The following is a 19,624-nucleotide window of genomic DNA, read 5'->3' on the forward strand; positions in this document are numbered from 1 at the left end:
GGCAATCGACTTGCCCGGGACACATCATCTGGGATCGGAACCTATGGTCGCACCCAAGATAGGTCAAGGCAGGGTGGCACGCTTGAGTGCTGCGATCATCAAATCTGGCGGTAATGTCATGATTTGCCCGGTCGCCGTCCATAGAATGGCGACGTCGATCTGCTTGTCGGGCCAGATTTCGGCCAGCATGGCGTGATAGGCCCCCATCTGCCGCAAGAGCCCTTCCGGCACCTTGTCTGGATCGTCAGGCACCAGCCGATTGGATTTGTAATCAATGGCCTGCACCGTCGTGTCCGTCACGATCAGCCGGTCGATTGCGCCGTGTAGTCGCGCCGGAAAACCGGAGACTTGCGCCGTCACGTCGACCTCCGTCAGCGCGTCTGCCGCAAAAATAGGCGCTAGGGCAGGGCTGTCGATCAACCGGGCCGTATCGGTGATCACAGTGTCGAGATCGGAAAGACCGGCGGCCTCTTCGACCGATCGCACGAGCTGTTGCCCATAGGTCAGCCGATCCTGCGCGCCGATGTTGGGCAGATGCTCCAGCAGTAGGTGAATCAGTGTGCCGCGCGCCTTGGCGTCGTCTTCATCCTCGGGCGGTGTGTCGCCGGGCAGGACTTTCGCCCCACCCAGTTCGGACGGCGAGACGGTGCGCGGCTTGACGACCGTTGGGAGGATCTTGCCCAAGGGGTCCGGCGCGGTGGTGCTATGGTCGGTAGGCTCGGCCGTGACGGCGACCAGCTCGCCCCCATTCCAATCCCGATCCGAAAGCCGTTGGCCGATCCCAGTGGGACAGGCGATTTCGTGGTGGCCGGTGTGCGCGAGCCCGTCACTGACCATGGCGTGCCAGCTGTCGTCGCCGTCCCCGACCTCGCCCGCCGCGCAGACGATGAGCCAGGTTTCCGCCCGGGTCATCGCGACATAGAGCAAGCGCCTGATCTCTCGCATCTGGGCGGCCTTGAGATCGTCCTTGAGCGCCTGAACGGCGGGCGGCATGTCGTCGGCGGGACCGGCCCAGATCGTTTGGCCGTCCGCCGGGTAGAGCACGTTGCGGATTTGGCCGTCCATCCTGTTCTTGGCGGTGTCGGGCAGGATCACGATGGGCGCTTCCAGCCCCTTGGCGCCGTGCACCGTCATCACCCTGATCTTGTCTTCGGCGGCTCCGATCTGCCGTTTGATGTCCAGCTCGCCCGAGCCGAGCCATTCGAGAAAGCCGGTCAGCCCCGGCACCTCGGCTTTCTCGTAGCCCAGAGCTTGTGACAAAAGGGCGTCGATCCCGTCCTCGGATTCTGGGCCAAGACGCGCGAGCAATCGCCGACGCCCGTCATGCCGCGTCAGAATACGGTTGATCAGGTCGTAGGGCCGAAGAAAGTCCGCCTTGCCGCGCAGGTCGTTGAGGATTTCCATCGTGTCGGGATGGTCGTCGGCTTGGTCACGAAGAGCCTCCCACAAATAGCCTTTGCGGGGCTGGGCGAGGGCGTAGATTTGCTGCTCTGTCCAGCCAAAGAGCGGCGAACGCAACGCGCAGGCGAGCGACAGATCGTCCTCGGCCAGCGCCAGAAACCGCAGCAGGGCCACGATGTCCTTGACCGCAAGCTCCGCGCCGAGCCGAACTCGGTCGGCCCCGGCGATGGGAAGCCCGGCTTCTTTGCAGGCGCGGATGACTTCGGCAAAGATAGAGACGGATTGCTTCTCGCCTCGTCCCCGCACGAGGATCAGGAAATCGCCTGCCGTGATCCTGCGTCGCGTGACTGGACCGCCGTTCTTGCCGGGCATGGGCAGCGTCTCTTCGCGGATCATCCGCTTGATGCTCGCCGCGATGTGGTTGGCGAGTTGGACCTTTTCGTGATCGCTGCTGACCTTGTCGACCGGCTCGGTCCAATGGCCATCGTCCTTGTCTTCGTCGTCAGCCATTAGGGGCGGCCAGAGATCGACCCGCCCGGGCAGGGCCTCGTGGAAGGCTTCGTGCCGGACGGCGTCCGGCCCCAGCCCGTCAAGCTGTGGACCGAGGAACGTCTGATCGACGGCGCGCAGGATATCGAAGGCGGACCTGAACGAATGCAGCAACTCACGCTGCTCGAATGGGGCGTCGATCTCGGTCAGGGCGCTGCGGAAGTGCTCGCGCATCCTGTCAAAGCCTTCGGGGTCGGCCCCTTGGAAGGAGTAGATCGACTGCTTCTTGTCGCCCACCACAAAGATCGTCCGTGCCCGGTCTGTCCGCGCACCGACCCCGGCGGTGAATTCTTGCGTCAGGCTGCGGATCACGTCCCATTGCGTCGGGCTGGTGTCCTGCGCCTCGTCCACAAGAATGTGGTCGATCCCGCCGTCGAGCCGGAACAAGACCCATTGCGCGACCGCCGGATCGAGCAACAGGCCGCGCGCCTTGAGGATCAGATCGTCGTAGTCGAGAAAACCGCGCGCCAGCTTGGCGGCGTCGTAGCGGGCGGTAAACTCGGTGGCGAAGGCATAGAGCGCCTGCGTCCGGGCGAGCGCCCCAAGGCCCAGCCGCAAGGGCCGTGCTTCCTCTACCCGGCTCATCAGATCGCTCAGATCATCCATCAGGTCGGCGGCTTTGCTTTGCGTCGCTTTGGTCGGGAAAGACCCTATCTTTGCGGAAAACGGCTCTTTTGCCTTTGGCCCGGTGAGCAATACACCTTCGAGAAGTGAGAGGTGATCGGCACCGAGCGGGCCGGTTTTCGGCAGCGTCTGAAGCTTGGCCGCGGCCTTGACGTCGTTGGAAGAACCCACCGCGCAAAGTGCCGCAATGGCGTGCAGCATCTTGAGGTCGTCCGGTCCGATGGTCTGGTCGATGAGCGTATCGATGGTCAGCGCCGGCGGCAGGTCGAGCACGTCGCGCAGCGCGGCCTCGTCGAGTGGTCTGGAAAAGACTTCGCGCTGCCCGGCGATGGCCTGAAGCAGCGGGTCGAAATCGTCGCCCGACATGTGTGCCGCGACGCCGGTGATCAGAGCCTTTCGGTCGAGCGCGATGCTATCGGCAACGTCTGCCCGCAGCAGCGCCGCGGTGCGATCCTCCATCTCCGTGAATTGCGGGCTGACCCCGGCTTCTAGCGGGAATCGACGCAGGAGACCGGCGCAGAACGAGTGAATCGTCTGGATCCGCAGTCCGCCGGGGGTTTCGATGGCGCGGGCGAAGAGGGTGCGGGCGCGGCGCAGCCGGTCGGGCGTCAGATCGCCCTCGACCCCAAGCTCCAGCAGTTGCTGCCGAAGCTGGTCCGCACTCATCATGGCCCACTCGCCCAACCGGCCAAACAGCCGGTTCTGCATCTCGCTTGCGGCGGCCTTCGTGTAGGTCAGGCAGAGAATGTTTTGCGGCTCGACCTCGTCGAACAAAAGCCGCGCGACGCGGTCGGTCAGCACACGGGTTTTGCCCGATCCGGCATTGGCCGAGAGCCAGGTGGAAGTCCGTGGGTCCGCGGCGAGGACTTGCGCCAGCGTGGCGTCGTTGCGCTGGATCATGGCACGTCCTCGTGGGTGAATTTGGTCGAGAGATCCCATTCGCCCCGCCGCGACAGGTGATCGTAATCGCCCTCGTATTTGACGAGTTTGGGCCGGAATAGAGCCGAATATCCCTGCGACGGCATCGACCAGAGCCGCACCAGATCGCGCAGTTCGTTCCAGATGTCTTCCGGGGGCACTTGATCCAGCGGCGCAGGGATCTGATTTGGAGTGCTGCCAAGTCCGATATATGCGGCGCCCTGCACGGCGCTGGGACCGATGTCCTTGAAACCGCCTTCTTCGACCAGCGCGGCGGTGAGCAACAGTTGTTTCTCAAACGCCAGCTGCTCTTTGATGCTGGGCGGCGCGCCGGTCTTGTAGTCGTAGATCAGCGCGCTGCCGTCGGCGGCGATGTCGATCCGGTCGGCCTTGGCCGTCAGTGTGAAATCGAGATCGGCCATCTTGGCCTCTCCCTTTTTCTCGAAAAGCTCGGGCGTGCCTTGCGCTTGGCGGGCGACCTCGGTCGTCAGGAACCAGTCGGCAACCCGCCCGATCCGCGCCCGCCAGAGATAGCGCACGGTGGGCCAAGGGCATTCGGCGTCGAGCACCTCGCCGGCGACGCGCAGTAGCGTGGCCTCGGCCTCGGCGTGATCGGGGGGCAGTTTCAACTTGAGGAACGCTTCGAACACCTTGTGCAGCACTGTGCCGCGCAGTGGGGCGTCAGGTTCTTGGCTCAGACCGTCGAGAGCGCGTAGCCTCAAAATGTAGCGGGCGTAGATGCTGTAGGGATCGCGGGTCAGCGTGCCGATTGCCGTCACCGGCAGTTCCTTGGGCCGAGACTCGACCGGTGGCCGGGGCGAGGGTCGGATGGCCGGGTCGACGCGGTCGGCGTCGGACTGCGCAATCGCGCCGGCAATCCACGGGGCGGCGCGGTTGCGCATCGCGGTCAGAGCCTCTGGCCCGTGCTGCTCTGGCAGGCCCGCCATGAGGTTCGTCAGCCGGTTTATCCACCGCGAGGCGACCGTATCGGCGTCGTCGGAGCGGATCGACCGGGTGATCCAGACTTCAGCCCCGGCGACCGCCTGCATATAGTCGTGCGCGGAGAGTCCAATGCGCCGTTCGGGCAATAACAGACCCGCATCACGCCGCATCGTCCGGTTCAGCCAAGGGTCTGGAGCGGGCGATTCCGGCCATGTCCCTTCGTTCAAGCCGGCAAGGATCATCAGGTCAGCGCCCTGCACTCGCGCCTCCAGCGTCCCCCAGATCAAGACCTGTGGATGGCCCGCGTCGCGGTCGCGCACTTCTCCCGTCGAGAGGACGCCGTAGAACAGCGCGTTGTAGTCCTGCACGGTGAGGTCGCCGCCCGCGTCGGCGTGGAAAATCAGGTCGTCGCAGAGTGCGCGGGCCTTGCGGCCGGCGGCTTCTTCCCAGAGCTCACCGCTGCCGGGCGTGTCTGGCCCGGCACAGAACGCCTCGGTGATGCCGATGTGCTGCGCCAGATGCTCGGCCAAGGGCAGGGTGCCGGTGTTGGCGAGCCGGTCGAGCAGTCCGGCCAGCCACGCCGCCCAAGGGCGCCGGTCCTCGGCCTTGGTATCCGTGGATTCGGCGAAGGCATGCATCGTTTCCGCAGTGGGAAAAGCCACACCTTTGCGCCGCAGATAGAGCTCCAGATCGTGCGTCCTCAGCACATGCTTACCCCGGTCGGCGGTGTTGCACAGCGGGTGCTTGAGGATCGACAGGATCGGCTCTGAGGTGAGCCGTTCCCCGATGGCGTTGCCCACCTGCCGCAACATCCGGCCGGGTGGCGAGAGCGGCAAGGGCATGCCGGCGCTGTCGTCGGGCGTGATCTCCCACCGGTCGAGCGCCGCGGCGACTTGCCGGGTGAGTCCCCGATCCGGCGTGATCAGCGCGGCGGTGATCCCCTGTTCCACCGCGTGACGCAGGCGCAGGGCGATGGCCTCGGCCTCGATCCGGGGGGAGGGCGCCTCAAGCAGCGTCAGCCCTTTGGTAGCGTCGGGCAAATGGCCGAGGCTTGGCCCTTCGGAGTGCCACTGATCGGTGACGGGCGCCGGTCGCAGCGACAGCGAGATCAGCTTGTTGCGGGCGGGCGAGGGCGGCGGCGCGGAGGGCCACGCCCGGATGTCGCTCGGCGTCAGGTCCAATGCCTGCATCAGCTTGCGGAACCGGAATTGCGGGTGATCCTCGCCGGTAAGCGCGTCGTCGAGCCGTTCCCACACTGGGGCGGGCATGTCGAAATCATAGCCTGGCAGGATCACAGCCCCTTGCGGTAGCTTTGCCACGGCCTCGATCAGCAGCGCGGTCGCGCCGCGTGACCCGGTCGAGCCCGCAACGATAATCGGGTCTTTCGGAGGCTCGGTCCGCCAGCGTGTGATGAGCCGTTCGATGATCGCCCTTTGCCGGCGCTCTGGATCGGGCGCCTCATCGGAGCCGCCGAAGAATTTCTGCACGATGGTGAGGAATTCGAGCGACCGCGCCCAATGCCCTGATTGATCGGTGACGTCGAGCGCGGCGATGTCGGCGGGCGTCACGCCCTCACCCTGCATCTCGTCCATCAGCCGGGCAAGGCTGTCGGCAAGATCATAGAGAGCCGCGCGGGGGGCCAGACCTTCGGTCCGGTCGAGCAGGCCGGCGACCAGTTGCGACAGTTCGAGCCGTCGCCGCAGGGGCGAGATCGCGGGAGGCAGATCGCTGGCCGCCGGATCTCGCGACAGGTCGGTGATCAGGCGGATGCGCGGCAGGATGCGGGCTGGTCCTGCGTCGAACACCTCGCGGATGCGGCGCTGCATCCGGCGGGTGTTGACGAACAGGGTGACACGGCCAAGCGCCTCGGGCGCGGGGTCTTGCATCTGGCCGATCAGCCCGTCGACCAGGGCTTGGGCAAAGTCTGCGCCGGGCGGGAGGCCAAAGAGCCGGGGTGTTTCGGTATCAGAGAATAGCATCGTTACCCCGCAACATGTCTTCGGCAATCTGGATATTGTCGGGCTGTCCGACATCGCACCAAAGGCCGTCGTAGAGCACCCCGTAGAGCGTGCCCCGTTCGATCAGTATGTCCCACAACAGATTCAGGGAGAATGCCTGATCGGAGATCTGGCCGAGATCGTCTGTGCGCAGGATTTGCGCACCGGGATACATGTAGCTGAGCCCGCGCGAGATACGGCCCGCCGCGTCGGTGGCAAAGCCGCTGACGAACTTGTGCCCGCGGGCGTTTTCCGGCCGGACCAGCAGGACGAGGCCTTCCATGCGCGACGGATCCCATGCGTTGGCGAGCACTTCGAGCGGATTTGGCCCTTTCCAGACGGCATCACTGTTGAGTGCGAAGACCGGGTCGGGGCCGAGCAGGGGCATCGCCCGTTTCATCCCGCCGCCGGTCTCCAGAAGCTGGTCGCTTTCGTCCGAGAAGGTGAGGTTGGGCTCGCCCTTCAGGTGGTCGCGCAGCATGTCTCCGAAGTAGTGCAGGTTGACTACGCGGTGCAACGGGCGGATCGCCGTGGTCAGGTCGAGCGCGTGGTCGATGAGCGGTTTGCCGGCCACGGGGATCATCGGCTTTGGCCGGTCCTTGGTGAGTGCTGCCATCCGGGTGCCTTTGCCTGCGGCAAAGATCATGATCGAGGTTGGTGTCATGCGGCTGTGGTGTCCAGAGCGGGCGCAAGCGTGGCGCGGAGATCTTGCGCTGCGGGATGCTCAAGATCGGCTCGGATATGCCCGAGGACCCGTGGAATCAGGGCGGTGTAGTGCGCCTTGCCGTCCCGTTTGGCCAGTCGGGCAAAGATCCCGAGGATCCGCAGGTTGCGCTGGAGCCCTAGGATCGCGCAGGCGGCTTCGACATCTGCGGCGTCCTGCCCAATGCCGCGCGCGAACTGCGCGATTGCGGCGCGGCGGGTGCCGTCGGAGACATTCCTGCGGGCATCGCGCAGCAGCGAGACCAGATCATAGGCGGAGGGGGCGATGAACGCGTCTTGGAAATCAAGGAGCCCGATCCGGTCTGTGCCCGTCAGATGCGGCCGCCAGATCAGGTTCTCGGCGTGGAAATCGCGCAGCGACAGGGTGTTGGCGGGCCCTGCATGTTCGGCGAGGCCAGTCGTGATGCTGGCCTCGATGCGCTGCCGTTGGGCGCTGGGCGTCGCTGGCGCGAACCACTCGAACAGGGGGTCGAGCATTTGAGCGCCGAGTTCGGAAGTGAGCCGGGTCAATCCCTCTGGCGGGCTTGAGTTGTGCAGGGCGAGCAGCACGTCGATCGCGGCGCTGTAGAGTGCGTGTTCGTCATCCGGCCGCGCGGCCAGATGTTGCGCGATGTCGGTGCGACCGAGGTCGCTGAGCAACAGGTATCCCGGTTCATCCGTCTGTGCGAGGATGGTCGGGGCGCAGAGGCCGAGCTTGGTGAGGTGCTGTGCGATGGCCACGAAGGGCGGGACGGATGTCGCCGCGTCTGGGCCGGCGACCATCAGGATGGCGGTCTGGCCGTCCGGCCCGGTCAGCCGGTCGTAGGATCGCGTCGAGGCGTCACCGGCCAGGGGCTGGATCTGCCAGTGCGCGCAGGGGGTCGGCGCCAGGAAAGCGGTCTTGCTCGGCAATGTCGTCACGCCAGCACCGCGCCTAGCCTGCTTTGCCAGGCCTCGGGGCCCGAGACCCGGGCGGAGTGTCCGCCGTCACCAGCGGCCATTTCTATCGTCAGGGCACCCTTGGGCTGCAGGCTGCCCAGCCGGTCTGGCCATTCGATCAGACAGATCGCGGTGTCGAAGGCGTCGTCCAACCCCAGCTCAAAGACCTCGTCGGGATGGCCGAGCCGATAGAGATCGCAGTGCCAGATATCGCCCGAAGGGTGCTCGTAGGTCTGGACCAACGTGAAGGTGGGTGAAGGTACGTCCTCGTTCGGGTTGTTCAATCGCGCCCGGATCAGCGCCCGCGCCAGCGCGGATTTGCCGGCGCCGATCGGCCCCGAGAGCAGGATCACGTCGCCCGGGTGCAGCACCTCGGCCAATCGAGCGGCCAGGGCCTGCGTGTCAGCCTCTGTGGGCAGGAAAATGGTTTCGTCCGCTGCGTTCATCCCGCCAGACTAGGCGGCAGTTCCGGGCCTGCAAGGGCAAAGTGACAGCCCGTTGCCCGACAGTCGTCAGGCGCTGCGGTAGGTCAGCACCGGCAGGTCCGCGTACTCGTGTTCCTTGTCGCTTGGATCCTTGGATTCCGAGATGATCTTGAAGGCCACCATAGTTGCGCCGCCATTCAAAGGCACGACCCGGCACCGGGCGGGGCGGCCATCCGTCATCCGCAAAGTCTCTTGATGGGCAAGCCGCGTCTGGCCGGCGAGGGGAAGCTTGGTCACGGATTGCCAGAGGTTCGACGGCGCGGTGAGTTCCTTCCAGCGGCTGAGTTCGTCGTGCAGGTTGATCTCGGCTATGCCCTCGGCGGACTGGCCCCAGAAGGCGGCATAGGCAGCATTGTTCATCTGTAGAGTGCCGGTGGCGGAGAAGACTGCGATTGCTTCGTCCATTGCCTCGATCACGCCTTGTGAGGTTTCGAGTTTCGACCGGAAGTGCCGGGTGAGCGAGATCTCGGCGGTGATATCCTCGAAGGTGAATGCGATCGCGCCGTCAGGGTGCGGCCGCCCTGTGACACGGTAGGTTTGACCGCCGGGAAGATACCAATTTTCGCAATAGGTGCCGGCGGCGGCGGCGGTTTCAAGCGCCGAGACCTGCTCGCGCCAATTCTTGTAGTTGGTCGGCTCCGGCAGCATGTTGCGATCCCGCAACCTGTCCAGCACGGAATGGATCAAAGGCCGGCTGCTGAGAAATCCGACCGGCAGCCCGGTCAGATCCAGCAGGGCCGGGTTGAACATGACGAGGCGCCGCTGCTTGTCGAATATCGCGAGACCGATGGAGAGCTGCGCAAACGTCTTTGTCAGCGTCTGGACGAATTTTCGCGCCTGCTCTTCGGCCTCGACAGCCGTGCCGGCATCGGTGGCGAAATGCAGGGTGCCGTCACTTTGCGGCAGGCTGACCACGTCGAACCATTCGAGCGATGGCGCGCCGTCGACTTCGACTTTCTGCCGCCGGGTTTGCCCGTCCGGATCCTGACCGATGGTTTCGAAGATCCGCTTCGGAGGCCAGGTTCCGGCATTGGGTTCGACCCTGTCGGCAAGGGCGAGATAGGCCTTGTTTGCCCAGGTGACCGAATGGCTGCTGTCTTCCTTCCACATCAGTTGTGGCGCGTGCTCGCTGATTTCACGCAGGGTTTTGAGCTCGTCCTCCATCGCGGTGATGGCGAGCGGGTGGACCGGGCCCTTGTGCATCTGGGCCTCGTGCAGCGTGACCCTGATCTTGTCACCCCAGCTTTCGATCTCGATAAAGCTGTCGTCGTCCGGGTCGGGGCTGTGAAACAGCCCATTCGTTTCGCCGCTGCGAACCGCTGCCCTGACATCGGGGAACTTCGCGGCCAGTAGATCGACCAGCTTTTCCCATTCGGCGCCATTGTCTGGCGCCTTTCGCAGCAGGTTGCGCCCCAGAGGCGTCGCGTCGATCAGAGTTTTCGATTGAAACAGGAACATCGCTCGCGGCTGATCAAATTGATCCGCCAGCGCGGCCGTGCGTCGTGGGCGCGACCATTCGAGAATGATGGAGACAACCAATGCTGCGGATAGAACCGCAATAATCGTTAAGAATACTAAACTTATAGGCGAGATCGACGACAACATGATCGAATTCTCCTAGATAGGATTCCTTCGTAAAACGTTAATCGTTAATTCATTGTTAATTGGCCGTCATTGGGCCGGGGAAACCAAATCTTTCAGGCTTCTATGGGTAAATTTTCACCTAATGGCGCGAGCGATTGCGATTCCAGCATGGATCGCGGCCATTCAACCACGACGATAGCACCGACGGATTCGTCCCGGCCGCCGTTGGCGAAAGTCAGTTTCGCGCCGGAACGCTCGAGCAAGGTCTTTGCTATGAACAGCCCGAGCCCCATTCCGTCATATCCGGGCCGGCTGACCCTGTCTTCGAAGCCGCTGCGCCGCCGCACGAAGGGATCACCGATCCGCCCGATCACCGACTGCGGAAAGCCCCTTCCGTCGTCCTTGATCCGCACGATGATGTGGCTGTCCGTCCAGGTCGACTCTATCTCGACGGATTGCTTGGCGAAGTCGACGGCGTTCTGGATCAGATTGCGCAGCCCGTGAATGATCTCGGGCCGTCGGAGGATGATTGGCTGGCGCGGATCGGCAGCGCCGGTGGGCCGGACCATGAGCTCCACGGACTTGCCTCTGTCGGTATGCGGCTCGGCGGCCTCGCGCACGACCGTTTCGACCGGCGCGTGCCTTAGATGGAGATCCTCTTTGCCGGCCCGACCCATGGAGCGCAGGATGTCGCGACACCTGTCCGCCTGTTCGCCGATCAGGATGACGTCGTCGCGCAATTCGGGCTGCCCTTCCAATTCATCGCTGAGTTCGCTCGCCACCAGTTTGATCGTCGCCAGTGGCGTGCCGAATTCGTGCGCCGCGGCCGCGACGACGCCGCCGAGATCGGTGAGCTTTTGTTCGCGCGACAGTGCCATCTGCGTGGCCGCCAGCGCGTCGCGCATCAGGTTCATCTCCGTCGTCACTTGCCGTGCATAGATCGAGAGGAAGACGACCCCCGTCACCAGCGCCACCCAGAAACCGAACAGAAACAGCCTTGGCAGGGCAAGCGCGACACCGTCGAGGTCAATCAGCGGCAGGCTCCATTGAGCGAGGAAGGTGATCAACACGACGGTCAGCGCACCCAGAAGAAAGGTGCTCCGCAAATGCAGGACCGTGGCGGCGATCGTGACCGGGCCAAGCAGCAGCAGAGCGAACGGATTGTAGAGCCCGCCTGTCAGGAACAGCAGGACCCCGAGTTGCAGGATGTCGAACACCAGCATCATTGTCGCTTCGGGTTCGGACAGCCGCCGATTCTCGGGGTAGAGCGAGGTAAAGAACAGGTTGGCCACGACAGAGGCGCCGACGGCGACGATGGTCAGGCCGACTTCGAATTGCAGTTCGAACAGAAAGAGCGCAGCACAGACAGCCACCATCTGTCCGGCAATCGCCACCCACCGCAGGGTGACGAGCGTCCGCAATCTGATCCAGTTGCTCCGATGTTGGTCTTCGAACAGATCATAGTCACTGTTTGTCATGGCTGTCCGATCCCAAAGATGTGTCAGTCCGCCCCATTGTTATTTCCGGGCCGGTATCCGATCAATGCGCCCAATTGAACGTGAGGAGTGCAGTGATGGATAAGACCGTAGCCTATATCGCAGCGGGCGTCGTTGTGGTCGCGCTGGGCGGCACCTATTTGGCCACGGCCCTGATGACGCCATCAGGCGAAGATGCCTTTGCACAGTGTCGCGGCGGCGCGGTTGCCGGCGATGCCATTGGCGGGCCGTTCACATTGATCGACGAGGCCGGTCAGACCGTGACCGATCAGGATGTCATCACCGAGCCGTCGATCCTGTATTTCGGCTATACCTTCTGCCCCGATGTCTGCCCGCTGGACACGATGCGGAATGCGCAGGCCGTCGACGTGTTGGCGAACGAAGGCATCTCGGCCACTCCGATCTTTATTTCGATCGACCCGGAGCGTGACACTCCGGAGGTCGTGGGCCGCTTTGCCGACAACTTTCACGACAAGATGATCGGCCTGACCGGATCGGACGAGCAGGTGGCCGCCGCGTCGCGCGCCTATCGCACCTATTACCGTCGCGGTGAGGGCGAGGATGAATTCTACCTGATGGATCACTCCACCTTCAGTTATATTGTTTTGCCAGAGTATGGCTTTGTCGACTACATTCGCCGGGAAGACACTCCAGAGGACGTGGCCGCCCGTGTCGCCTGTTTTGCCGCTGCGTCATAAAATTGACCGCAAGGGGTGACCGGACTACCTCTTGGTCACATGAACGAAAGGCAAAACAGTGGAAGACACCGCGATAGAGATCGGCGACGATCCTTCCCTCCTTCTTGTTGACGATGACGAGGCGTTTCTGCGTCGTCTCGGAAAGGCGATGGAGAAACGGGGCTTCACGGTCGAGATGGCCGATAGCGTGGCCGCCGGAAAGGCCATCGCCACCGCCCGCCCACCTGCCTATGCCGTCGTCGATCTGCGGTTGACCGACGGCAACGGTCTCGACGTGGTCGAGGCGCTCCGCGAACGCCGCCCCGATAGCCGCATCGTCGTGCTGACGGGGTATGGCGCAATTGCCACGGCGGTTGCTGCGGTAAAGATCGGGGCCACCGATTACCTGTCAAAGCCCGCCGACGCGACCGACGTGACCAACGCTCTGCTCGCGAATGCCGACGCCCTGCCGCCGCCGCCGGAAAATCCGATGAGCGCCGACCGCGTTCGCTGGGAGCATATTCAGCGGGTTTTCGAGTTGTGCGACAGGAACGTGTCCGAAACGGCCCGACGCCTCAACATGCATCGCCGCACCTTGCAGCGCATTCTGGCCAAGCGCAGCCCGCGTTAGTCCAGATCGAGCCGTTTGCGCACCCGGTCGACCAGGGTGCCGTCGCGGAGTGGCACGGCGGCGAGCACTTCGTAGTCGACAAAGCCGAGACTTGAATAATAGGCAAGCCCGCCGGCGTTGTCGGCTCTGATCGTGGCATCGATGGTGGTGACCCCCGCCGCAAGCGCCGCGACTTTCGTTGCCTCGAACAGCGCCCTGCCGATGCCGTTGCCTGCCGCCTCTTGCGCCACGAAACTGGCGATGATCGCCCAGCCCTCGGGAAAGCTGTCGCCTTCCTCGTCTGGCCACATGAGTGTTTGAAACCCTGAAACCTTGCCGTTCAGCTCTGCCACCGTGCACCTGATGATCTGCTCCGGCGCGATGTAGTGCCGGGTGATCCGCGCCTCATCGAAGGGCGTCTGGTGCGCAGTCGTTCCGCCGGCGCCGATGATCGGGTTGATGATCCCGACGAGCGCCTTTGCGTCTGCCGACGTGCCGGGGCGTGTGATGACCGTCATTCGATACCTGTCAAATTCTATCAACGACGGACTTTAGCCACCTGACGAGGCTTCGCAAGGCCGGTTTGTGAACGCCGGGGCGGGTGACGATGTAATAGCCAAACCCCGGCTCATTCGAGGTGAATGCCTCGACGAGCCGGCCGTCTTCCAGCTCTTCCTTGCAAAGGGCCGCGATTTCGATGTGCAGACCATATCCTGCGCGCGCCCCGGCGCGGGCCAGTTCTTCGGTTTCCACTCGGCTGATGGGCAGGGTGTCGGGATCGAGCCCGGCATTGCGCAGCCACGCAAATTGCTCTGGCCAGTCGTCTTCTGCGAGCCACGGCATGACCGACATTTCTTGCACGCTGAGAGACTTCCGCCCCTTCATCAGGGAGGGTGTGGCCATCACGCTGTATCCGGTGGGCATCAGCATCTGTGCGTCGACGCCCGGCCAGTCGCCCCTGCCGCAGCGTATCGCGATGTCGCGGCCATCACGCCGCAAGTCCACGATATTCCGTTCGGGGTGCAAAGACAGCGGGATATCCGGATGCTGTTTCCAGAACTCTCCGAGCCGGGGCATCAGCCAGCGATTGGCAAAGCTCGGCGTCATAGAAAGGCGAATTGGCCGGCCGGCCTGCGCCTCTGTCAGATCAGAGATCGTTGTCTGGATCGTGCCGAACCCGTCGCGAAGCCCGTTGGAAAGGGCCTGCCCCTCGGCGGTCAGCCCGAGCCCCCGCCCTTCGCGGAAAGCGAGGCTCAGCCCGAGTTCTGCCTCGAGCGCACGCACCTGCTGCGCGATGGCCGCGTGCGTCACATTCAGCTCGCGCCCGGCGGCCGAGAACGACCGAAGCCGCGAAGCCGCCTCGAAGGCCCGCAGGGAAGAGAGTGAGGGAAGCGCGCGCCAGTCCATCGTCAACCTGTAATCTGAGGTTACATGTTCACATTCTTCCAGAGTCGCCTGAGTGACGCAACACCCTTATCAGTATGGCATCGTCACGTCGAAAAGGAGAATACCATGCTTACAATTCTAGGAGACGCGCTTAACGTCGCGATCCGCCGCCGCGCAACTCCATTGCCGGAGCATCGTTGGGCGGATCGCTATACTCCCGGTCATCGCAGAACCGACACACATGCCGCCAAAACCGCGCCAACCTTGCGCGATCTGCCGAGGTGATCAGAGCTGTGATAACAGGGCATAGTGCCGGGCGGTAAATTCCGCCCGGACGTCGGCTGGAGGCCGCAAGCGGATCTCGAGCCCGTCGATCAGGTTGGCGTCAGGCGCACCAAAGAACTTGTCCGCCTCCGCGGTGGCGAAGCCGGCGATCTGTACGGCCTCCAGCCAGGCACTGATCTTGTCGGCCTTCTTGATCTGCCGCTTGATCGTCTTGGGCACCTCGGCCGGCAACCCGAAGCGCAGGTGGATGGCGGCCGCCAGTCTGTCGTCGAGCGCACCGTATCCGGGTCCGACCGCCGCCTTCACCGGGGAGATCATGTCGCCGATTACGTATTCCGGCGCATCGTGGAGCAGCGCTGCCAATTGCCACCGGACGGGTGCTTTTGGAGCGATGCGGCCGAAGAGCGTTTCGACCAAGAGCGAATGTTCGGCCACCGAATACGCGAAATCGCCCCGGGTTTGTCCATTCCAACGGGCCACGAAGGCCAGCCCGTGTGCGATATCTTCGATCTCGATATCCATCGGCGTTGGGTCCAACAGGTCGAGCCTGCGGCCAGAAAGCATCCGTTGCCAGGCGCGAGGCTGTTTCATGGGCGTTCCTGCGGGTATGTGGTCGTGTCGGTCGGGAAGCGTGACAAGTAGCGCTGGGTCTTGCCCAGGTTCATCAGGTGCCGCACCAGCATTTTGCGCATCAAGCCGGTGTCGAGCACCGGGGACCGGTCGGTGCCGATCGTTGGGTGCCCCGGCAGGTGTTCCGACAGGAAGGCCGCGAGCCGGGCAGCGAACCGCGGGGGCAACTCGCCTTCCGGATCCTTCCAAGGCTTGCGAGACCCGATGAAGTGGATGATGTGCGCGTCCATCATCGGCTCGAAGAGCCGTGCCTGCGCCGAGTATTGCCAATTCCAGACCGGCGAAAGCTCGGCCCAGTTTTGGTGCAACACGATGTTGAGGAGCGTCTGGTCATGCCGCATCAAGGCGTGATCCCGCCCTATGGCGACGGCTCTGCTCAGGATGTCTTGTCGTTGCCATTCGGCGACGTCGACGAGCAGCACACCTGAATTGAAATAGGGGGCATTGGAGAGGCCGACCGTTTTGAACTCCGGCGCTATACGGCTGGGTGTGCGCCATTGGATGTTGTCGCGGACAGCGCCGAGAGCGTGGCCATGCAGATTTGCCCCTAGCAGCGACGAGAGCGACCCGCTCTGAACGAAGATATCGGAATCGAGATACAGGATGCGGTCGTAGTCTTGTGCGAGTGCGTCCGGCAGTGCGAGCCGCAGATACATCGCAGAGGTTCGCCGGGCATCGACGCCGAACCCGTCGAACACCGACTGGGTGTCGATCTGCACAGATCGAAAACCATGCCGTCCCAACGTGTCTGGGATCGCCAGCTTTGCTGTATCGCACAGCAGGATATCAAAGCCCCGCTCCGGATGCAGTGCCGCGATCTGGCTGGCGGCGAAAAGCGCATAGGGCAGGTAATTTCCGTCACAGCAGAATGCCACAGCCCTGCGCGCCGAGGCGGGGCGATCTGACTGTGTTGTGATCAACATTGGCGGCTTTCCATCGGGGCGGTTCGATCCGCATAGTGCGGCACAGCTATCACGCGCTGTGGCGCATTTTCAATCTTTGCCCGCTTGCCGCGCTGCCGCATTGCCGGATGTCTGTCGGAATGCTATCTGACGCGGCAATGATGACCCAAGGAATTGTATCTAGGAGTGATGCCACATGGCAAATGACTACATAGTCAAGGATATTTCTCTGGCGGCCTTTGGCCGCAAGGAGCTCGATATTGCCGAGACGGAGATGCCGGGACTGATGGCGCTGCGCGAGGAATTCGGCACGAGCAAGCCGCTCGCCGGTGCCCGCATCGTCGGTTCGCTGCACATGACGATCCAGACCGCTGTGCTGATCGAAACGCTTGTCGCGCTCGGTGCCGACGTGCGCTGGGCGTCGTGCAACATCTTCTCGACCCAAGACCACGCGGCTGCGGCCATCGCGGAAAGCGGCGTCCCGGTCTTTGCGATCAAGGGCCAGACCCTCGAAGAGCATTGGGATTACCTCGACAAGTCGTTCATGTTCCCCGAAGGCGCGAACATGATCCTCGACGACGGTGGCGACGCGACCCTCTACGTCCTTCTCGGCGCGCGTGCCGAAGCTGGCGAAGACATCATCGCCGTGCCGACCTCTGAGGAAGAAGAGGTGATCAAGAAGCAGATCGCCAAGCGCATGAAAGAGTCGCCGGGCTGGTTCACCAAGACCCGCGACGCGATTAAGGGTGTGTCTGAAGAGACCACCACCGGCGTTCACCGCCTCTATGATCTGCACAAGAAGGGCCTGTTGCCGTTCCCCGCGATCAACGTCAACGACTCTGTCACCAAGTCGAAATTCGACAACAAGTATGGCTGCAAGGAGTCGCTCGTCGACGGTATCCGTCGCGCCACCGACACCATGATGGCCGGGAAGGTTGCCGTGGTCATGGGTTACGGCGACGTGGGCAAAGGCTCTGCCGCGTCCCTTAAAGGGGCCGGCGCCCGTGTCATCGTGACCGAAGTCGATCCGATCTGTGCGCTTCAGGCTGCAATGGACGGTTTCCAGGTGACCACGCTCGAAGACGTTGTTTCGACCGCCGACATCTTTGTCACCACCACCGGCAACAAGGACGTGATCCGCATCGAGCATATGCGCGAGATGAAAGACATGGCGATCGTGGGCAACATCGGCCACTTCGACAACGAAATTCAGGTCGCTGCGCTCAAGAACCACAAATGGACCAACATCAAAGAGCAGGTGGATATGATCGAGATGCCGAATGGCAATCGTCTGATCCTCCTGTCCGAGGGCCGTCTGCTGAACCTTGGCAACGCCACGGGCCACCCGTCCTTTGTGATGTCGGCGTCGTTCACCAATCAGGTGCTTGCACAGATCGAGCTTTGGACCAAGGGCGAAGAGTATCAGCCCGGCGTCTACATCCTTCCCAAGCATCTCGACGAAAAGGTTGCCAGACTGCACCTTGCCCGGATCGGTGTGAAGCTGTCTGAGATGACCAAAGAGCAGGCCGACTATATCGGCGTGCCCGCCGAGGGCCCGTTCAAGCCGGAACACTACCGCTACTAACGGTTTCCGGTTCCCGAAACGATCAAACGCCGCGCGGTTTCGAGCCGTGCGGCGTTTTCCGTTTTGCGTATCGAGCCGGGGTTTGGCGCCCATGACCGTGCCACGCGATTCGATTTATGCGGATGCTTTCGCCCTGCCCGGAGGTGAGACGAACGCAGTCACTGTCGGTGATGCGTTTGGCCGGAACGCCGCGTGAGTCGCGGTTTGATGTGGTGATTTGATATTGTTGCCGTCGCATGTCAGAGCCGATGCCCGTGCTTACGGATGCCTTTCGCCCACCGATTTGCCCCTGTTTCGAGTGCGAAAAACTGACCAAGGCCGCGGCCTTTCGGGGTGTGTTTCAAGCTGCTTTACGCGCAGTGGGAAACACCGCGACCGTTTCCCTTTGATCCGAAGGGATGTTTCTGGGTAGGTTACGGCACGCTCGCTCTGCGGGCAGGGACAGGGGATAGCCCTCAGAAAAGGTGGACAACACGATATGGGAAAACGAGACGATCTGATCGCGCAATATGCCGACGACCTGCGCAACAAATGCGGTATGGAGCCTGACATGGACCTGCTGCGCAAAGTAACCATCGGTTGCGGCCCGTCGATCTACGACGCCGATGCCTCGACCGTAGCCGGCAGCCAGAAGTCCGAGCTGGAGACCGTCAAGAACAATTTCTTGATGAAGAAACTCGGCCTGAAGGACAGCGACGATTTGATGGCTGCGATCGACAGCGTCATCGAGACCTATGGCAAATCCGAGCGCAACAAGTATCGTGCGGTCGTCTACTACATGCTGACCAAGCATTTCGGAAAAGAAGCTGTCTACGGCTAAGCCGTTGCCGCTTTTGTGGTCTGCCCGCAGCAGGGTGGGCCACAACATAATCCATACAGTTTGACTCTATTCCGTCGAGCAATTGGATTGATCTTCGACCCTCATCTCTCGTAGGTAGGTGTTCAGGCTAGGATGGCCTCTCAATAGATCAGGTTCGCGTATGGGAGTACGTGGGTGAGTGGATCGGGGAGGTTTCAGGCGACGACGCCTCCCCGAACCCCCTTTATTCGACAATCAGAACAGCGTCAGAATTGTCCCGATGATCGCACAGCCGATCACGGCGTAGCCGCCGTCGATGATCGTCAGCTTGAATGGCTTCATCCCGTAGGCGTTGTTGATCATGATCCATGGCGCGATGAAAAACAGCCCGACTCCAAGCCCGGAGGCAAGCCCTTTCCCCACGGTGTCGATCCCGCTCATCTGAAATGTGTGCCGCATCATTCCGGCCACGAGGATCATGCAGATCGCCGAAAGCACGAAGGGCAGCGGACTGCCGTTTCCCTGCGGTTTCCCGTCGGCCCCGCGGGGTATCCCCGCCGCCTCCATCCAGGGTTCGGCCAGCGTCATATACCAGACCGCCCCGAATACCCATGATCCCGCCGCTGCGACGAGCACGCTCAATAGTTCCATGATGTCCCTCCCGGATACCTGTGAGACATTATGCCGCAGAGATCAGGGCTCTGTCATGCCCAATTCGCAGACGACCCGCCATTCGGCATCGGTCACGGGCTGTACCGACAGCCGCGAGTTTTTCACCAGCACCATGTCGGCCAGACGAGGCTCTTGTTTGATCTGGTCGAGGCTGACGGGTTTGACCATGGGCCGGACCGCTTTGATATCGACACAGTCCCAGCGCGGATCGTCGGTGGTGCTGTCGGGATGCGACAGGGCGCAGACCTCGACGATCCCCACGATCTCGAGCCCGGTGCGCGAGTGATAGAAGAACCCGAGGTCGCCCAACTCCATCGCCCGCATGTTGTTGCGGGCCTGGTAGTTGCGCACTCCGTTCCATTCTTCGCCTGCGTCGCCTTTGGCGACCTGCGCGTCCCAGCCCCAAACGTCGGGTTCCGATTTGAACAGCCAATAGGCCAA

General features: G+C 62.8%; 18 protein-coding genes. 5 read left to right on the top strand and 13 right to left on the bottom strand.

Annotated elements, in window-relative coordinates:
- Positions 1-63: 63 nt before the first annotated feature.
- The 7 genes from addA to regB all read right to left on the bottom strand — a co-directional run bounded on the left by addA (position 64) and on the right by regB (position 11,619).
- On the bottom strand, positions 64-3,474 hold the full coding sequence (addA, locus tag LOM8899_RS06610; protein WP_245820454.1) for a double-strand break repair helicase AddA: 3,411 nt from the start codon (positions 3,472-3,474) through the stop codon (positions 64-66).
- Positions 3,471-6,413 carry a double-strand break repair protein AddB gene (gene addB / locus LOM8899_RS06615; protein ID WP_093991278.1) on the bottom strand — a complete coding sequence of 981 codons (2,943 nt, stop codon included), beginning with the start codon at positions 6,411-6,413 and terminating at the stop codon, positions 3,471-3,473. Before addB ends, addA begins: the two co-directional genes overlap by 4 nt.
- Positions 6,400-7,095, bottom strand: coding sequence for a nucleotidyltransferase family protein (locus LOM8899_RS06620; RefSeq protein WP_093991279.1), 696 nt, complete (start codon positions 7,093-7,095; stop codon positions 6,400-6,402). Before LOM8899_RS06620 ends, addB begins: the two co-directional genes overlap by 14 nt.
- Entirely contained in the window at positions 7,092-8,054 is a 963-nt protein-coding gene (locus tag LOM8899_RS06625) for an aminoglycoside phosphotransferase family protein (RefSeq protein WP_168770479.1), read from the bottom strand. The genes LOM8899_RS06620 and LOM8899_RS06625 overlap by 4 nt, the downstream gene beginning before the upstream one ends.
- Positions 8,051-8,518, bottom strand: coding sequence for a tRNA (adenosine(37)-N6)-threonylcarbamoyltransferase complex ATPase subunit type 1 TsaE (tsaE, locus tag LOM8899_RS06630; RefSeq protein ID WP_093991281.1), 468 nt, complete (start codon positions 8,516-8,518; stop codon positions 8,051-8,053). Before tsaE ends, LOM8899_RS06625 begins: the two co-directional genes overlap by 4 nt.
- Positions 8,519-8,584: 66 nt before the next feature.
- Complete coding sequence (locus LOM8899_RS06635) at positions 8,585-10,015, bottom strand: PAS-domain containing protein (protein WP_168770480.1); 1,431 nt, start codon at positions 10,013-10,015, stop codon at positions 8,585-8,587.
- A 239-nt stretch (positions 10,016-10,254) separates the two neighbouring features.
- A complete protein-coding gene (regB, locus tag LOM8899_RS06640; RefSeq protein ID WP_093991283.1) occupies positions 10,255-11,619 on the bottom strand; it encodes a sensor histidine kinase RegB in 1,365 nt (454 codons plus the stop codon).
- A gap of 95 nt (positions 11,620-11,714) precedes the next feature.
- Here regB and LOM8899_RS06645 point away from each other — a divergent pair, with 95 nt between their 5' ends.
- Together LOM8899_RS06645 and LOM8899_RS06650 are read left to right on the top strand one after the other, a co-directional pair.
- Positions 11,715-12,335: an SCO family protein gene (locus tag LOM8899_RS06645; RefSeq protein WP_211096163.1), complete on the top strand. Its 621-nt coding sequence runs from the start codon at positions 11,715-11,717 to the stop codon at positions 12,333-12,335.
- Positions 12,336-12,393: 58 nt separating this feature from the next.
- Positions 12,394-12,945, top strand: coding sequence for an ActR/PrrA/RegA family redox response regulator transcription factor (locus tag LOM8899_RS06650; protein WP_093991285.1), 552 nt, complete (start codon positions 12,394-12,396; stop codon positions 12,943-12,945).
- Here the strand turns inward: LOM8899_RS06650 and LOM8899_RS06655 are convergent.
- Positions 12,942-13,442, bottom strand: coding sequence for a GNAT family N-acetyltransferase (locus tag LOM8899_RS06655; protein ID WP_093991286.1), 501 nt, complete (start codon positions 13,440-13,442; stop codon positions 12,942-12,944). The two genes, LOM8899_RS06650 and LOM8899_RS06655, sit on opposite strands and share 4 nt — an antisense overlap.
- Before the next feature lie 10 nt (positions 13,443-13,452).
- Complete coding sequence (locus LOM8899_RS06660) at positions 13,453-14,331, bottom strand: LysR family transcriptional regulator (RefSeq protein WP_093991287.1); 879 nt, start codon at positions 14,329-14,331, stop codon at positions 13,453-13,455.
- A gap of 105 nt (positions 14,332-14,436) precedes the next feature.
- Between LOM8899_RS06660 and LOM8899_RS23360 the strand changes: the two genes are divergently transcribed.
- Positions 14,437-14,595, top strand: a complete 159-nt coding sequence (locus LOM8899_RS23360) for a hypothetical protein (protein ID WP_168770481.1) — start codon at positions 14,437-14,439, stop codon at positions 14,593-14,595.
- Here LOM8899_RS23360 and LOM8899_RS06665 read toward each other — a convergent pair whose 3' ends face one another.
- Positions 14,596-15,186: an HD domain-containing protein gene (locus tag LOM8899_RS06665; protein WP_093991288.1), complete on the bottom strand. Its 591-nt coding sequence runs from the start codon at positions 15,184-15,186 to the stop codon at positions 14,596-14,598.
- Positions 15,183-16,148 (bottom strand): glycosyltransferase family 8 protein, encoded by a 966-nt coding sequence (locus tag LOM8899_RS06670; RefSeq protein WP_245820455.1) that lies wholly within the window; start codon positions 16,146-16,148, stop codon positions 15,183-15,185. The genes LOM8899_RS06665 and LOM8899_RS06670 overlap by 4 nt, the downstream gene beginning before the upstream one ends.
- A gap of 175 nt (positions 16,149-16,323) precedes the next feature.
- On the opposite strand from LOM8899_RS06670, the gene ahcY reads away from it, so the two are divergent.
- Both ahcY and LOM8899_RS06680 read left to right on the top strand, forming a co-directional pair.
- Positions 16,324-17,712, top strand: a complete 1,389-nt coding sequence (ahcY, locus tag LOM8899_RS06675; RefSeq protein WP_093991289.1) for an adenosylhomocysteinase — start codon at positions 16,324-16,326, stop codon at positions 17,710-17,712.
- Between the two features lie 478 nt (positions 17,713-18,190).
- A complete protein-coding gene (locus tag LOM8899_RS06680) occupies positions 18,191-18,532 on the top strand; it encodes a DUF2853 family protein (RefSeq protein ID WP_093991290.1) in 342 nt (113 codons plus the stop codon).
- A gap of 234 nt (positions 18,533-18,766) precedes the next feature.
- Here the strand turns inward: LOM8899_RS06680 and LOM8899_RS06685 are convergent, their stop codons facing one another.
- Complete coding sequence (locus tag LOM8899_RS06685) at positions 18,767-19,162, bottom strand: DUF1761 domain-containing protein (protein WP_093991291.1); 396 nt, start codon at positions 19,160-19,162, stop codon at positions 18,767-18,769.
- Positions 19,163-19,204: 42 nt separating this feature from the next.
- Positions 19,205-19,624 (bottom strand): EVE domain-containing protein, encoded by a 420-nt coding sequence (locus tag LOM8899_RS06690; protein WP_093991292.1) that lies wholly within the window; start codon positions 19,622-19,624, stop codon positions 19,205-19,207.

Origin of the sequence: Flavimaricola marinus, from assembly GCF_900184895.1 — a bacterium.
Taxonomy (GTDB): Bacteria; Pseudomonadota; Alphaproteobacteria; order Rhodobacterales; family Rhodobacteraceae; genus Flavimaricola; species Flavimaricola marinus.

Bases quoted from the DNA above. Each gene is read 5' to 3' on its own strand.
- LOM8899_RS06660 (WP_093991287.1), bottom strand. From the start codon at position 14,331: ATGGACTGGCGCGCGCTTCCCTCACTCTCTTCCCTGCGGGCCTTCGAG.
- addB (WP_093991278.1), bottom strand. From the start codon at position 6,413: ATGCTATTCTCTGATACCGAAACACCCCGGCTCTTTGGCCTCCCGCCC.
- regB (WP_093991283.1), bottom strand. From the start codon at position 11,619: ATGACAAACAGTGACTATGATCTGTTCGAAGACCAACATCGGAGCAAC.
- LOM8899_RS06645 (WP_211096163.1), top strand. From the start codon at position 11,715: ATGGATAAGACCGTAGCCTATATCGCAGCGGGCGTCGTTGTGGTCGCG.
- LOM8899_RS06655 (WP_093991286.1), bottom strand. From the start codon at position 13,442: ATGACGGTCATCACACGCCCCGGCACGTCGGCAGACGCAAAGGCGCTC.
- ahcY (WP_093991289.1), top strand. From the start codon at position 16,324: ATGGCAAATGACTACATAGTCAAGGATATTTCTCTGGCGGCCTTTGGC.
- LOM8899_RS06665 (WP_093991288.1), bottom strand. From the start codon at position 15,186: ATGAAACAGCCTCGCGCCTGGCAACGGATGCTTTCTGGCCGCAGGCTC.
- addA (WP_245820454.1), bottom strand. From the start codon at position 3,474: ATGATCCAGCGCAACGACGCCACGCTGGCGCAAGTCCTCGCCGCGGAC.
- LOM8899_RS06620 (WP_093991279.1), bottom strand. From the start codon at position 7,095: ATGACACCAACCTCGATCATGATCTTTGCCGCAGGCAAAGGCACCCGG.
- LOM8899_RS06670 (WP_245820455.1), bottom strand. From the start codon at position 16,148: ATGTTGATCACAACACAGTCAGATCGCCCCGCCTCGGCGCGCAGGGCT.
- LOM8899_RS06635 (WP_168770480.1), bottom strand. From the start codon at position 10,015: ATGTTCCTGTTTCAATCGAAAACTCTGATCGACGCGACGCCTCTGGGG.
- LOM8899_RS06680 (WP_093991290.1), top strand. From the start codon at position 18,191: ATGGGAAAACGAGACGATCTGATCGCGCAATATGCCGACGACCTGCGC.
- LOM8899_RS06685 (WP_093991291.1), bottom strand. From the start codon at position 19,162: ATGGAACTATTGAGCGTGCTCGTCGCAGCGGCGGGATCATGGGTATTC.
- tsaE (WP_093991281.1), bottom strand. From the start codon at position 8,518: ATGAACGCAGCGGACGAAACCATTTTCCTGCCCACAGAGGCTGACACG.
- LOM8899_RS23360 (WP_168770481.1), top strand. From the start codon at position 14,437: ATGCTTACAATTCTAGGAGACGCGCTTAACGTCGCGATCCGCCGCCGC.